The 13,746-nt window shown below is 47.7% G+C and carries 14 protein-coding genes; 5 read left to right on the forward strand and 9 right to left on the reverse strand.

Features of this window, described 5'->3' with window-relative positions; genetic code table 11:
• Together R3177_RS08080 and ppa are read left to right on the forward strand one after the other, a co-directional pair.
• Positions 1–822: class 1 fructose-bisphosphatase (locus R3177_RS08080; RefSeq protein WP_318970529.1), on the forward strand; the 822-nt coding region annotated here is incomplete at its 5' end.
• 69 nt (positions 823–891) lie between these two features.
• Positions 892–1,419 carry an inorganic diphosphatase gene (gene ppa, locus R3177_RS08085; RefSeq protein WP_318970530.1) on the forward strand — a complete coding sequence of 176 codons (528 nt, stop codon included), beginning with the start codon at positions 892–894 and terminating at the stop codon, positions 1,417–1,419.
• 64 nt (positions 1,420–1,483) lie between these two features.
• Here the strand turns inward: ppa and R3177_RS08090 are convergent, their stop codons facing one another.
• On the reverse strand, positions 1,484–3,727 hold the full coding sequence (locus tag R3177_RS08090; RefSeq protein WP_318970531.1) for an EAL domain-containing protein: 2,244 nt from the start codon (positions 3,725–3,727) through the stop codon (positions 1,484–1,486).
• A 187-nt stretch (positions 3,728–3,914) separates the two neighbouring features.
• Between R3177_RS08090 and R3177_RS08095 the strand changes: the two genes are divergently transcribed.
• Entirely contained in the window at positions 3,915–4,817 is a 903-nt protein-coding gene (locus R3177_RS08095) for a TIGR03899 family protein (protein ID WP_318970532.1), read from the forward strand.
• Between the two features lie 20 nt (positions 4,818–4,837).
• Here R3177_RS08095 and R3177_RS08100 read toward each other — a convergent pair whose 3' ends face one another.
• The 6 genes from R3177_RS08100 to dusA all read right to left on the reverse strand — a co-directional run bounded on the left by R3177_RS08100 (position 4,838) and on the right by dusA (position 11,047).
• Positions 4,838–7,069 carry a response regulator gene (locus R3177_RS08100; protein WP_318970533.1) on the reverse strand — a complete coding sequence of 744 codons (2,232 nt, stop codon included), beginning with the start codon at positions 7,067–7,069 and terminating at the stop codon, positions 4,838–4,840.
• An 81-nt stretch (positions 7,070–7,150) separates the two neighbouring features.
• On the reverse strand, positions 7,151–7,924 hold the full coding sequence (locus R3177_RS08105; RefSeq protein ID WP_318970534.1) for a TIGR04219 family outer membrane beta-barrel protein: 774 nt from the start codon (positions 7,922–7,924) through the stop codon (positions 7,151–7,153).
• 5 nt (positions 7,925–7,929) lie between these two features.
• Positions 7,930–8,907 carry a DUF2333 family protein gene (locus R3177_RS08110; protein ID WP_318970535.1) on the reverse strand — a complete coding sequence of 326 codons (978 nt, stop codon included), beginning with the start codon at positions 8,905–8,907 and terminating at the stop codon, positions 7,930–7,932.
• A gap of 9 nt (positions 8,908–8,916) precedes the next feature.
• Entirely contained in the window at positions 8,917–9,354 is a 438-nt protein-coding gene (locus R3177_RS08115; protein WP_318970536.1) for a copper chaperone PCu(A)C, read from the reverse strand.
• 230 nt (positions 9,355–9,584) lie between these two features.
• A complete protein-coding gene (locus R3177_RS08120) occupies positions 9,585–9,845 on the reverse strand; it encodes a hypothetical protein (protein WP_318970537.1) in 261 nt (86 codons plus the stop codon).
• 203 nt (positions 9,846–10,048) lie between these two features.
• Complete coding sequence (dusA, locus tag R3177_RS08125) at positions 10,049–11,047, reverse strand: tRNA dihydrouridine(20/20a) synthase DusA (protein ID WP_318970538.1); 999 nt, start codon at positions 11,045–11,047, stop codon at positions 10,049–10,051.
• A 165-nt stretch (positions 11,048–11,212) separates the two neighbouring features.
• Between dusA and zur the strand changes: the two genes are divergently transcribed.
• Complete coding sequence (zur, locus tag R3177_RS08130; RefSeq protein ID WP_318970539.1) at positions 11,213–11,653, forward strand: zinc uptake transcriptional repressor Zur; 441 nt, start codon at positions 11,213–11,215, stop codon at positions 11,651–11,653.
• 102 nt (positions 11,654–11,755) lie between these two features.
• Complete coding sequence (locus R3177_RS08135; protein ID WP_318970540.1) at positions 11,756–12,220, forward strand: chemotaxis protein CheX; 465 nt, start codon at positions 11,756–11,758, stop codon at positions 12,218–12,220.
• Positions 12,221–12,228: 8 nt separating this feature from the next.
• Here R3177_RS08135 and alr read toward each other — a convergent pair whose 3' ends face one another.
• Both alr and R3177_RS08145 read right to left on the reverse strand, forming a co-directional pair.
• Complete coding sequence (gene alr, locus R3177_RS08140; protein WP_318970541.1) at positions 12,229–13,311, reverse strand: alanine racemase; 1,083 nt, start codon at positions 13,309–13,311, stop codon at positions 12,229–12,231.
• Positions 13,311–13,746: DnaB-like helicase C-terminal domain-containing protein (locus tag R3177_RS08145; RefSeq protein ID WP_318970542.1), on the reverse strand; the 436-nt coding region annotated here is incomplete at its 5' end. The genes alr and R3177_RS08145, both read right to left, overlap by 1 nt.

Raw genomic sequence — 13,746 nt, forward strand, 5'->3', positions numbered from 1 at the left:
AATATTCAAGGGGAAACCCAAAAAAAACTGGATGTGATTGCCAATGAGTTACTCAAGGAAGTTATCCTGGAAACGGGTGTAGTGAAAGCGATAAGTTCAGAAGAAGAAGACACTATTGTCGCTGGCAATCCACAGGGTAAGTATCTGGTCACATTTGACCCACTTGATGGCTCATCAAATACTGACATTAACAGCTTGATTGGTACTATTTTCTCTATTCTGCCAGCCGACCCGGCCAAAGCGCCTGACGACAGCAGCTTATTTTTACAGCCCGGCACAGCACAGCTCGCGGCCGGTTATGTCCTGTACGGTCCATCAACGATGCTTGCCCTGACGACCGGCCACGGCACCCGGCTTTACACCCTGGATAATACTTATGGTGGCTTTTTACTGACTGAAGCTCAGGCTACCATCCCGAAATATACCACTGAGTTCGCCATTAATATGTCCAACCAGCGTTTCTGGCAGGAGCCGATGCAGCATTATGTTGCTGATCTGCTGCTGGGTAAAACCGGCCCCCGCGGCAAAAATTATAATATGCGCTGGATTGCTGCCATGGTGGGAGATGTGCATCGGGTCCTGTGCCGTGGCGGCCTTTTCGCTTACCCGCGGGATAACAAAGATCCGCAAAAACCAGATAAACTGCGACTAATGTATGAAGCTAATCCAATGAGCTTTCTGGTAGAACAGGCAGGCGGCATCAGTTCTACCGGCTACCAGCGGATTATGGACATTGTGCCGACAGACATCCACCAGCGGGTAGCCGTTATTCTGGGCTCAAAACATGAAGTGGAAACCTGTATCGGTTATCACAAGGCGTAGCCATTTTTAATGCCGGCGCTATAATATGCGCCATTTTTAACGAATCTTTTAGAACCTGAGGATCAGCCCATGAGCTTAAGTGATGTTGCAGCAGGAAAAAATCTGCCAGACGAAATTAACGTTATTATAGAAATACCGGCCAATGCCGACCCGATAAAATACGAAGTTGATAAAGATACCGGCACCGTCTGGGTTGATCGTTTTATGTCAACACCAATGTTTTATCCCTGCAACTATGGTTTTGTTAACCAGACACTGTCATTGGATGGCGACCCGGTCGATGTTTTAGTGCCGACGCCCTATCCATTGGTGCCCGGTTCAGTTATCCGATGCCGGCCGGTTGGCGTACTGAATATGGCAGATGAGGCAGGTGAAGATGCGAAAGTTATTGCGGTACCAGTAAGCAAATTAACGAAACTTTATGATCATATTCAGGATATTAACGATGTGCCTGAGCTGCTGAAACAGCAAATCCAGCATTTCTTTGAGCGCTATAAAGAGCTGGAGTCCGGTAAGTGGGTTAAAGTTAAGGGCTGGGCGGATGCGGCAGCCGCTAAAGCTGAGATTGTCAGCTCATTTGAACGGGCAAAAAAATAACCCTTTCTATTTAATTGCCTGAAATAATAAATAAAGCCGCACTCTGCGGCTTTATTTATTGACATCAGCAGGACTTCACTGCTTTTTTTGTATTATTTCCGTCTAAAAACATCAGTAACTCGGCCGCAGGCATTGGTTTGGCAAACAAAAAGCCCTGCATTTCATCACAGCCCATTGCCGTGACTGCTGTTTGCTGTGCTTCGGTTTCCACCCCTTCAGCGATAGTGGAAAGCCCCAGCCGTTTCCCGAGATTAATAATAGTCTGGGCAATAACCTCCCCGGCAGGCTCAGTAACTTCCCGGACAAAAGCCCGGTCCACTTTGATCCGATCTAACGGTAACTGCTGCAGGTAACTCAGCGATGAAAAACCAATACCAAAGTCATCGATTGCAACTTTAATGCCTGCATTTTTCAGTTTTTGCAGCGCATCAATGACAATTTTTGGCTCGTCCATCACCACTGATTCGGTAATTTCAAGCTCTAATAAGGCTGGATTAATATTATAACGGTTAACACAATCAACCACTGTCTGCACGAAATGATGGTTTCTGAATTGAGGCATCGACACATTAACCGCAATCCGCAAATCACTGTACCCTTGCATCGCCAGATGTCTTATTTGCTGACAGGCCTGCTCCAGTACCCAACTGCCAATTTCAACGATTAAACCTGAGTACTCCGCCAGCGGAATAAACACTGCAGGTGAAATATACTGACCATCTGCAACCGGCCAGCGCAACAATGCTTCCATACCAACCACTTGTTTAGTGCTTAACGACACTTGCGGCTGATACCATAATTCGAGTTTATCGCGACTGAAATCAGTTCGCAGCTTGCGCAACAATGATAAGCGCTCAGCCATCTCATCTTCCATTTCTGGCTGATAGTACTGATAGTTCTGGCTGATGCTTTTCTTAGCTTTATTCAGGGCGATATAAACATGTTTCAGAATAGTCAGGCCTTGTTCAGCAGAGTCCGTCAATCTGCAAAGGCCAAAGGTTGCCGTTACCTGCAGTGCGTGCTCAGAGGCCTGAAAAGGCTCATTAAATACTTCATCCAGCCGCTCCGGAGTCAATTCATGGGCGGGCCCGACCAAGCCAAATACGTCGGCACCAATCCGGCCAAGCTGGCTACTTGTACCAAAAAAGGCAATAAGCCGCAGGGTCAGCGCAATCAGCAGCTCATTACCAACGTCCTGGCCCAGGCCATCATTAACATCAGAGAAATGGTCGATATCTACCAGCACGGCAACCATGCCATCAGCATCGAACCGGCGGGTATCCTGCAGGATTTGAATAAACTCATTACGGTTGGGCGTTTTGGTCAGCGGATCTATATAGGCCGCATGCTTCAGCTGCTGAAACAGCGTTACATTTTCATAACCAATAGAGATATTGCTTAAAAATACTTCGATTAATTGCCGGTCAAATGCTTCTATCGGCCGGTTGGTTTCTATGTAAACCGCCGCACAGTGCTTTTCATTGCCAACGTACAACACGGTATCATGCTGGCCGAAAATATTTTGCCGCTGACTCAAACATAAATGAATTTGCTGAACAATTCGGGGGTTATCTAACTTATCCAACTGACATTTAATAAAAGGCGCATAGTGCCCTGCGGCGCCCAGCACATAGATTTTATCACTGGTACTGCCATCGTCCTCAATCTGAGCGCAAAGCACGCCTTCAGCATGCAGACCGATTAACGACGCTATCTGAGTGACCACTCCTTCTGAAAACTCATGCAGCGAATGCTGCTCCAGCAGGTTAGCGCCAGCATTAATAATTTTTTGCAGGCCAATCCGGTTCTGGTTAATCGTGCGGATCTGTTGGTATGAACGGATAGAAGCGATAATAGCGGTGACTAACTTACCACGGGTTAATTCGGTTTTAGTTTTGTAATCGTTAATATCATATTCTTTAATCACGCTCTCTTCGGGTGCATAACCAGGCTGCCCTGTTCGCAGCACGATGCGTAACTCTTCCAGATGCAGCTCATCGCGGATACGTTGTACCACTTTGAGTCCTGCATCGTCAGACTCCATTACGACATCAAGCAGTACCATGGCAACGTTCGGGTTGTTATGCAAAAACCGGATCGCCTCGTCACCTGAATAAGCATGGTGGAAGATCAGTTTACGACCAAGGACAATCAAATCATTTAATGCCAGCTTAGTAACAGTATGGATTTCCTCATCATCATCAACAATAAGGATATTCCAGACACCAACTGCAAGCTCTGGTTCAGCCGAGGGTTGCTCGTCTTCCGCAAAAAACAGAAATTCTTCATCTGTTTCATTCGATTTCATGATTGCGCCTTAATCAGTCTCTTGCCTTAAATATACATGTATACGTTGTAAAACAAAAAACGAATTATCGTTTATTTTGCTCTTATTAAAATTTTTCTCAGCTGGTCGGAAATTTTTGCCGCCACTTGCTGCTACAGCAGCTTAATGCCAAGATAACATTTATTATTTAATCGATACCGGATTTATTTTGAGTAAAGTAACCTCGGCTTCCGGTCAGCAACGCTTGTTGAAGCTGGCACGTTATCATCTTGGTACGCCTGTCACCGGTAAAGCAGCTGAGCCCGTTGATGAGGCTAAAATAACCGCTACAGACAATACACCAGGCAATACAAAACATCAGCAACTTGCCGCCCGCTCTGGTGCGCCTGATCCGCAAGGCAATCTCAGTCTGGCTCAACGGGTAAACCGCCGGTTGCAAATGCAGCGGGAACGTCAGCAGCAGAATCTGGAAAAAATTATGGCGCTGGCATTGGAATATTGTCCGGAGCGGGTATCTGCCCAGGAAGTTGATCCCGACTGGTTTTCTCAATACTGTGAGCTGGTGCTGGATATTTCCAATAACAGCATGCAGCAATTGTGGGCGAAAATACTGGCAGGCGAAATTGCCACGCCAGGCCGTTTTTCCCTGAAAACTCTGCAAGTCCTTAAACTGATGAGCTACAAAGAGGCGCAAAGCCTGCAACTGGCTGCGAGCCTCAGCTGTCGCAGCAGGCAAGAGCAAAGCGGCCGCATTTACTTTGGCTACATCTGCAAACCGTCTCTATGGCAACTGCTGACCGGACGGCGGATGGCTTTACTTAACTTAAGCCAATTCGGCTTATCTTATCCGCAAATTCTAAATCTGGTTGATATTGGTATTTTACATAATATTGAAATTGAAAGTGGCGAGCTGCAGCCTGGACAACACTTCAGCTGGCAGTTTCAAAGCCAGACTCTGGAATGCACTGCACTGCAACGCGGCGTGGTTTTACAGTATTATAAGTACACGGTTGTGGGTAACGAGTTGCTGCCGTTACTGAACAGCCCGACCCATGGTGGATATTTAGCTAATTTACAACAGCAGCTAAGCGCAGTTCTGGCGTTTAAATAAGTTGAACTTAACCTGCCATGCTAATGCTGCCGGGTCGCTAATGCGAACCGGGCCAACAGCGAGTCTAAGCGGCTGGGCTCCAGTGGTTTAAAAATAATATCATCCATACCTGCCTCACGGTACGATTCGATCTCGGCTGGTGTTGCATGAGCCGTGAAAGCAACAATAGGGACTTGCTGGTACTCAGGCATCTGGCGCAGCTGTTTAGCGACATCAACGCCGGATATATCCGGTAACTGAATATCAAGCAAAATCATGTCAAATTGCTGCTGATGACACAGCGAAAAAACCTGACTGGCTGACGTTGCGGTATGTAAAATCAGCGGCTTGTTTTTTAAAAGTACCTGAACAAATGCCAGATTTGTTTCATTATCATCTACCACCAAAATGTGTTGCTGTTTGCCCGCGTTTGGCCGCGGCCCGGCTTTTGCCTGCACCTCAGCCAAACAAAACTGCTGATTTGCCAAAACATTTGGCATGCTTCGCTGCCAGGTTTGTACTTCACCTGCTGCAGCAAAACACAAAACACAAGGCTGTTGCTGTAATACATGTTGTATTTTCTGCCATGCTGAACTGGCTGCCGCCGGCGGTAAAAAGATTAAAACCAGATCAACTATTCTGCTCTCAATTAAAGGCTCGAGTTCACTGAGCCTGTTACACAGAGTGACTTGTCCGGCTAAACCATTTAAAGCATTGGCGTGTTGTTGCCCCCGCTCTGCATTGGAATCAAATAACACAATCTGTTGAATTTCTTTGGCAACGCTCAGCCGTTCAGTCTGCACAGGAATGGCTAATTGCAAAATGCACCCCAGTCCATCCAGTGACTGCGCAGTAAACCTGGCACCAGCCCGTTGAACCGCTATCAGTAAAGCAATGTTTGAGTCACACCACGATAACGGCGGCAAATCAGCTGCTGTTATCAGCTCACGGCAATGATCAGACAAGCCATTACCGTTGCAACGGGCCGTTATTTTCAATACCGGCTGTAATTCGGCATCCTCTAACTGAACAGCAACGGCAATTTTACTGACATCTTCAACCCGCAGACATAACATTAATAACGCTTGCAGCAATGAGGACAATGTGTGGTGACAAACGCTTAGTGTACAAGCCAGATTGGCTGGATGTTCCAGCCAATCCAGTGAAACTGCACCTGAGGGTAATATCCCGTTAAGTTCATCAAGATGCTCTCCCAGCCAGTTGCAGAGCACAAGCGGCTGGCCATGCATATTTTTATCAGTGAACTGATAAGATCCTGCCAGCAAATGCATTTGCGTCAATCGCCGCAGCTGATCAGGCGGTAGCTGCCCGGCTCGTTGCCATAACAGTAAACTTTCTGCAAACCAGTGTTGTAGCTGAGCCTGTTGCCGCTGTTGTGATGCTTTGATTTGCTGCTGTTGCTGCTGCAATTCAGTTTGCTGTCGCTCAGCCTGCTGCAGTTGCTGATTTAACTGCGGGATTAACTGCTCTGTCATTTGCTGTTTTTGCGAGACAACCTCTGCCAGGGCATTAAAAGCCTGCTGCAGCGGTTTTAACACCGGCAGCAGGGGCTCATCTATCTGGCGGTATTGGCCGGTATTCTGCAGTCGCTGCCAATGATGAACCATCAGTTCGGTATCCAATATCAATCGCTGTTGAGCGTGTTTCAACGCTCTTATGCTGATAAGCAGGCCCATCACCATGGCGACGATTAACAACGACACCGGCATTAACCACACCGGTGTCGCAGCGTCAGGGCCTGAGCGTATTGCTAGATACCCGCTCTCCGGCAACGGTTCTGTATCAGCCAACTGTCTGCTCGAAATACCAGCACTCAGGGGCAATACCGTCAGTTGCGTGGCATCAGGTAATGTCTTCACCTGATAAAATTCCGTCGCAAAATTCAGGGTTGAAGCAGGCTCAACAGTCCCGCTGCTGGCGATAAGTTGCAATTGTGCATCATAGACAGCGATAAACTGTACCAGTTGCGCAGAACTATAATAAATTTGCTCTAGTTTATCAGCTAATACCTGAGGACTATCAGCAGCCAGGCTGGCCTGAACAGCATAGCTGGTGGCGACAGCAAGCTGCTGAATTTGTTGCATTTGCTGGTTGCGGTTTGCTGAGTGATACCACATCAGTAAAAAGACCCCAGCCACAACAGCACAAAGCAGCCAGGGTACGATTACCTGTCTGAAAATATTTGTCAAAATGTTACTGCCATCGGTCAGGGTAACGTTACTATAAAGTGATTTTACAGGGGCAACAAGCATTGCTGTGTGCGCCGACCGGCACTTGTTTTCTGGTGTTGCACCCATCTAGCTATTTATGCCGCTAAAGCGTCGTTTGCTGCTTTAAAAGTGTAACTCAACGCCAGCAAATGCCCCTTTAAAATCCAGATTACTATACAGACTATCCAGATCATCCAGCCGTAAATTAACGGCTCGGTAACCGACTTTAATCCGGATATCAACAGCTAGCGAATCGACTATTTCATAGCCAATACCAGCCTGTACATCATACATCCGACTGTCACTCCAGCCGATATAGCTACCCTGAGCAAAGATGTCTAAGCCTGTTAACGGCAATCCAATTTTGCTGCTCAGATATGCTAACGGTATCCACTGTGACACCGACTGCTCTGCCTGTAAGCCATTCTGGGCCTGCTCGGTCACGGAGGCTGAGCCATCAAGATGTTTGGCGTTAACACCTAAATCAAGAGCAACTACACTGTTATCAAGAATTTCATAGTACAACACAATATCGGTATTGGTCAGATCGACCTGATTAGCCACGGTGGTGTTTACTACAAAGGTTTCGCCTGCAAAACTAAATTGCCCGTCAATTATCGTGATACCATTTGCATCAAGTTGATTATGTGCCAACCTGATATTTGGCAATACCGGCACCGGATGTTCTAAGGCAATATAATAGGAGCCTTGTGTTTTGCTGTTAAAGTTAAAGACTGGCGCAGGTTCGCTGGTGCCGAAACTACCGGTGACATCTGCGCGCCAGCCGTCACCACCAACGTAAACGCCCAGCAGCGTGTCGGCTGCAGCCTGCCCAGTGACTAACATGGAACTTAGCCCAAGCGCTGCCATAGTTGGAATGGTGAAGTGTTTTTTCATTTTACTTATCCTTGGGTTAATAATTCTGACAAATCAATCAGCGCAGCATTTGCTCTGGAAATATAGTTTGCCATGACCAGACTATGATTGGCCAGCAAACCAAAACCACTGCCATTTAATACCATCGGGCTCCAGATTGGCTGCTGGGTGGCTTCCAGCTCACGGATGATCTGTTGCAAACTTACCATGGCATTTCGGCGGTGCAGCACTTCGGCAAAATCAACCTCTACCGCTTTAAGGTAATGTAATAACGCCCAGGCAGCACCGCGAGCTTCATAAAATTCATCATCGATCTTCCACCAGCTGGTTTTAACCAGCTGGTGGCGCGGCGCATCAGTCGACTGGCGGGCACTGACATCACCGGCCAGGTCGGTATTCAGACGATCCTGACCAACACTGGCGCTCAGCCGCTGAGAGTAACTACCCAATCGTTTTTCAACATTTTTAAGCCAATCCCGCAGGTTGTCAGCTCTGGCATAAAACTGACTGCCGCCAATGCTGCTGTCAGCCAGGGCATCACGGTATAAATACAATTGAGTAATCGCTTTGCGGTATTCAGACTCCGCGCTGGGAATAGCCCAGCTTCGATGATCTATGTTAAATTGTGGCTGAGCGACTTTCAGAAAATCATTTTCAGCTGACTGCGATTGCGAACGACTGAAGTCTTTCCGAAAAGCCAGCGCCAGATCGCGTGACATTTCCAGTACACCAAACTCCCATGCCGGCATATTATCAAGCAGACTGAAAGGGGGCAAAATATCATTTGCCAGATAACCACCTGGCTTATCCAGCAACGTCTCGGTGACCTTAATTAATGCAGTTGTTGTAGCAAAACCAACCGTTGTTCCGTCAGAACCGGGTTGTTGTTGCTCAGCGATCTCTGCCGTCATCAGCGCCGGCTCACGACTGACCCACCAACTGATTACAACAAAAAAAAGCAGTATCAAACCTGTCACAAGGTAAGCAAAATTACGTTTATTCATAACTCATCCTTAGCGTCGGGGCATTTCAGTCAGCGGCAAGCTGAGCGTCAGCTGCTCGCCATTATTAAAATGCAGGATAACGGGTACGTTTTCACCCGCAACTAACGACTTTAACGGGTCAAACAGCATCAGATGCAGTCCACCAGGTTGCAGACTGAGACTACTGTTTGGCGCAATATCAATGTAGCTAACGTGCTCCATCCTCATTACACCATTCTGATGGCTGTGTTGATGTAACTCTGCACGCTCAAACGCTGCACTTTCAGCAAAGATCAGTTTAACTGCTACTGCTGAATTGTTATGGAGGGTAAAATAGCCGGCAGTAACTGTTCGCCCGGGCATGGGTACCCTTATCTGGCCATCAGTTACAGATAATTGTGTCGCAATGACAGGCAAGCTTGCCAGAGCGAAAACTGCGGTAAATAACAAAGCAGCTAGTCGAGTCATGTTACGCTCCCTTAACAAGGTTAGCTTATCTTACACCAAAACATGGCAACGAACAGCGACTTAGCACAAACTAGCAAACATCAAATGGCAAAAGCCCGGGACAACTAACTCCGCGCTCTGTGCCATAACATTAACACCGGCGTCAGAAAACTCCACAACATAAACGCCGAAAACATAGTGACAACGGGCAGTAAATACAGCAGCAATAAACTGCTTGCGGTCAGCATTGGTTATTCCGCCACAGGCTTAGTGTCAGCTTTTTCAGCCTGCTCTTGTTGCTGAGTTACCTGAGGGTCTGCCTGCAGCAACTGACGGACCTCTGCCGCTGTTTTTTCCATCGCCTGCCGTGCCTGCTGAGCAACAGTGACTTTCAGTTCAGCTAACTGACTCGCTGCTAATTGTTGTAAAGCTTCAGCAGCAGGATTTGCCTGAGCTGGTGTTGCAGTAAACATGACGGCAGCGGATAAAGTAAGTGCAGCTATAGTGTTCATTTTATATTCCTTCATAATGAGTTAAGTTATTTGATACTACAACTTACCTATTACAAAGCTTGTGCCAACTTTAAATGAAACCTATATAATTGATTTATAATAACTTTAATTTAATATGGTCAACCGTAATTTTTTGCTTAAAAATTTAAAACTAAAAATTGGCAAAATTAACCACTAACTTAGTCAAATTCGTCACCAGGCAATTAACCAGCCTGGCCGGATACGCTCAGCTCTGGCACAAACGCCAGTGCCTGAGTCAATACCTCGGGTCCGGCAGCCGCTTTATGGCCGTTTTCACTAAGGTGGCGGCGCCACTGCCGGGCACCGGGTAAGCCCTGAAACAACCCCAGCATATGACGCGCAATGTGCCAAAAACGCGCACCTTGCTCCATTTGCTGTTTTATATAGGGGAGCATTGCCCGCACCAGTTCGTGCTGACTCATTACAGGCTGTTGTTCACCATAAATAAACTGATCGACCAGACTTAGCAGGTAGGGATTCGTATAGGCTTCCCGTCCCACCATAACGCCATCTACCAGCTTGAGCTGCTGCATAACATCTTCAAGCGTCTTAATTCCACCATTGATACTTATGTCCAGCTCTGGAAAGTCTCGTTTTAGCTGATGTACCCTTGGGTAATCCAGCTCCGGTATTTCCCGGTTTTCTTTTGGGCTCAAGCCTTTTAACCAGGCTTTGCGGGCATGGACGATAAACTGCTGGCAACCGGCATCAGCAATGGTGCCCACAAAGTCTGTTAAAAACTGATAGCTGTCTAGCTCATCAATACCAATCCGGCTTTTCACCGTGACCGGTATAGCAACGGTGTCCCGCATTGCAGCAACGCAGCTGGCCACTAATTCAGGCTTTGCCATCAGGCAGGCGCCGAACATACCGTTTTGCACGCGGTCTGACGGGCAGCCAACATTGATATTAACCGCATCATAACCACGTTGCTCGGCCATTTTAGCGCAAAGAGCCATGTCTGCCGGATTTGAGCCCCCAAGTTGCAGCACCAATGGGTGCTCCTCTTCGTTGAAGGCCAGATAATCGCCCTTGCCATGGATCAGCGCACCAGTGGTTACCATCTCGGTATATAGCACCGCATGTCGGGTCATCAGCCGGTGAAAATACCGACAGTGTTTATCAGTCCAGTCGAGCATCGGTGCGACTGAAAATTTGTGGTCCAAGGGAGTGATTGCCAAAAGTCAGGTTCCTGCAGCAAGTCAGCTAAGATAAAGCGGCATAGTGTACAACAAATACTGCAAAAATTGACCCTAAACGAACAATTATCCGGCATGCCGGGGCATGGAACTTAACATCCAATATGCTACACTGCCAACGACTGCTGTCAGGAGATAGAAATAAGTATGTCAACAGAATCTTTAGTTAGCCGGGCTAAAGCCATTTGTGATAAAAATGGCGCACGTTTTACGTCCATTCGGGAAAAAGTCTTTCGTCTGATGGCAGAAACCGATGGTGGTATGGGGGCTTACGATCTGCTGGAGCAATTAAAGCAAACCGAACCTGCAGCCAAGCCTGCCACGATTTACCGGGCTCTGGAGTTTTTAACGGAGCAGGGCTTTATTCATAAAATTGAATCAAGTAACGCTTTTATGCTGTGCCACCATTTTGGCCACCATCACCCGGCCCAGCTGCTGATCTGTGACAGTTGTGGCAGCGTAAGCGAACTGCATTCGGCGTTACTTCACCAGGAATTCAGTGGCCTGGCTAAAGAACAAGGTTTTAAAATTAAACACCAGACCATTGAAGCTCACGGTTTTTGTCATAAATGCCAGCAAGTTGCATAATGAGCAGCAAACATTTAAGCGTGCTTGTATGATAGACAAAATGCTCCTAGTCTTATAACAGCAAGCTGGTATATTCCAACGTATAACTTACAGGCGCGTTCCATGAATGTTGAGTATATAAACCCGTTTTTATCGTCTCTGGTTAATGTGTTAGCAACCATGGCCAGTACAACTATAGTGCCCGGCCAGCCCCGGATTAAAAAAGATGAAGTCGCACGCGGCGATGTGTCCGGTCTTATTGGAATGGTGGGAACTGATATTAAAGGTTCGTTTTCAGTCAGCTTTGAAGAGGGACTGGCGCTTGAGGTCATGTACCGGATGCTGGGTGAAAAACCTAAAAGCATAAATGCGGATGTCACAGATATGGTGGGCGAAATTACCAATATGGTGACAGGTGGCGCGAAGCGCATTTTAGGCGATAAGGGCTACGAATTCTCGATGGCAACGCCGATAGTTGTATCGGGTAAAGCGCATACTATTACTCATAAATGTGAGGGCCCCACGATTTTAATGCCTTTTGATTCAGAATTTGGCAAAGTGCATATCGAAGTCAGTTTCGACAGGTAAAATAGCTGTTATTCACAGAGATACTGATAGTCTACCCGGGGGGTAATGTTGCACAGCAATTCATAAGGAATAGTCTCAGCACAAAGTGCTACCCGTTCAATTGCCAGCTCCGGGCCCCATAATACCGCTTCTGCGCCGATGGTCTCACTGGGTTCCGGGCCCAGATCCACGGTAATCATATCCATTGAAACCCTGCCGACCAGCTTTACTTCGCGTCCGGCCAGCCAGACCGGGGTGCCACTGACAGCATGGCGCGGATAACCATCACCATAACCAATAGCGATAACACCAATCCAGGTCGCTGTTTCTGCCTGCCAGTTAGCACCATACCCGACGGTTTCACCCGGTTGGATCTGGCGCATTGCAATTAACCGGCTACTTAAACGCATTACCGGCTGTAACTGATGTTGATGTCCCTGCTGATCGGCAAATGGTGAAATACCATGCAGCATCAGGCCTGGCCGCACCCAGTCAAAGTGGCTTTGTGGCAGACAAATAATAGCCGCGCTGTTAGCCAGGCTGCATTGTTCAGCTTTATCAGCAACGAGCTGCTGAAACATTGTCAGTTGCTGCTCTGTCTTTGCAACACCCGGCAGATCAGCGCAACAAAAATGGCTCATTAAACGAATACCCGGTTGCACAGAAGAGCACTGCCACAATCTGCGGTAGAATTCATCAAATTGTTCTGGCGCGATACCCAGCCGGTGCATGCCGGTATCGACTTTAAGCCAGATTTTCAGCTGCCCCTCTAATGTTGCCTGCTCAAGAGCCTGCAGCTGTAATTCATTGTGCACCACGGTTTGCAGGTTATTGGCCAGCAAAACGGGAAGTTCTGCCGCCTCGTAAAAGCCTTCAAGTAACACGATAGGTTTAACGATGCCAGCAGTGCGCAGCGCGAGTGCTTCATCAATCCGGGCCACAGCAAAGGCATCGGCTGCAACTAATGCCTGCGCTACTTTCGCCAGGCCATGACCATAAGCGTTGGCTTTAAGCACGGCCAGAATTTTGCTGGCCGGAGCCAGTTGCTGTACCCGCTGCAAATTATGGCCAAGCGCGGCCAGATTAAGTTGAGCCACCGGGCGGCGGGACATTAATACTCATCCTCAAAGCGGGCACTGCCTGCATAATTATCAAAGCGCGAAAAATGGCCATGGAAAGTCAGTCTTACTTTACCGATTGGGCCATTTCGCTGCTTACCAATAATAATTTCGGCCAGACCTTTCTCTGCGCTGTCTTCGTGATAAACCTCATCACGATAAATAAACATGATTAAATCGGCGTCCTGCTCTATTGAGCCCGACTCGCGTAAGTCAGAGTTAACCGGGCGTTTATCAGCCCGCTGCTCCAGACCACGATTAAGCTGGGATAAGGCAATAACCGGCACTTTCAGCTCTTTTGCTAACGATTTTAACGAGCGGGAAATCTCAGCAATCTCCAGCGTGCGGTTCTCACTGAGCCCGGGAACGGTCATTAACTGCAGGTAATCGACCATGATCATACTCAGGCCACCATGCTCCCGCGCCACC

Origin of the sequence: Arsukibacterium sp., assembly GCF_033722355.1 — a bacterium.
In the GTDB taxonomy this organism is placed as follows: Bacteria; Pseudomonadota; Gammaproteobacteria; order Enterobacterales; family Alteromonadaceae; genus Alishewanella.

What these genes read in the sequence shown, in the direction of transcription:
- R3177_RS08100 (WP_318970533.1), bottom strand. Translation starts at nt 7,069, where the DNA reads ATGCTTGTTGCCCCTGTAAAATCACTTTATAGTAACGTTACCCTGACC.
- alr (WP_318970541.1), bottom strand. Translation starts at nt 13,311, where the DNA reads ATGTCCCGCCGCCCGGTGGCTCAACTTAATCTGGCCGCGCTTGGCCAT.
- R3177_RS08135 (WP_318970540.1), top strand. Translation starts at nt 11,756, where the DNA reads ATGAATGTTGAGTATATAAACCCGTTTTTATCGTCTCTGGTTAATGTG.
- R3177_RS08110 (WP_318970535.1), bottom strand. Translation starts at nt 8,907, where the DNA reads ATGAATAAACGTAATTTTGCTTACCTTGTGACAGGTTTGATACTGCTT.
- R3177_RS08090 (WP_318970531.1), bottom strand. Translation starts at nt 3,727, where the DNA reads ATGAAATCGAATGAAACAGATGAAGAATTTCTGTTTTTTGCGGAAGAC.
- R3177_RS08120 (WP_318970537.1), bottom strand. Translation starts at nt 9,845, where the DNA reads ATGAACACTATAGCTGCACTTACTTTATCCGCTGCCGTCATGTTTACT.
- zur (WP_318970539.1), top strand. Translation starts at nt 11,213, where the DNA reads ATGTCAACAGAATCTTTAGTTAGCCGGGCTAAAGCCATTTGTGATAAA.
- R3177_RS08115 (WP_318970536.1), bottom strand. Translation starts at nt 9,354, where the DNA reads ATGACTCGACTAGCTGCTTTGTTATTTACCGCAGTTTTCGCTCTGGCA.
- R3177_RS08105 (WP_318970534.1), bottom strand. Translation starts at nt 7,924, where the DNA reads ATGAAAAAACACTTCACCATTCCAACTATGGCAGCGCTTGGGCTAAGT.
- ppa (WP_318970530.1), top strand. Translation starts at nt 892, where the DNA reads ATGAGCTTAAGTGATGTTGCAGCAGGAAAAAATCTGCCAGACGAAATT.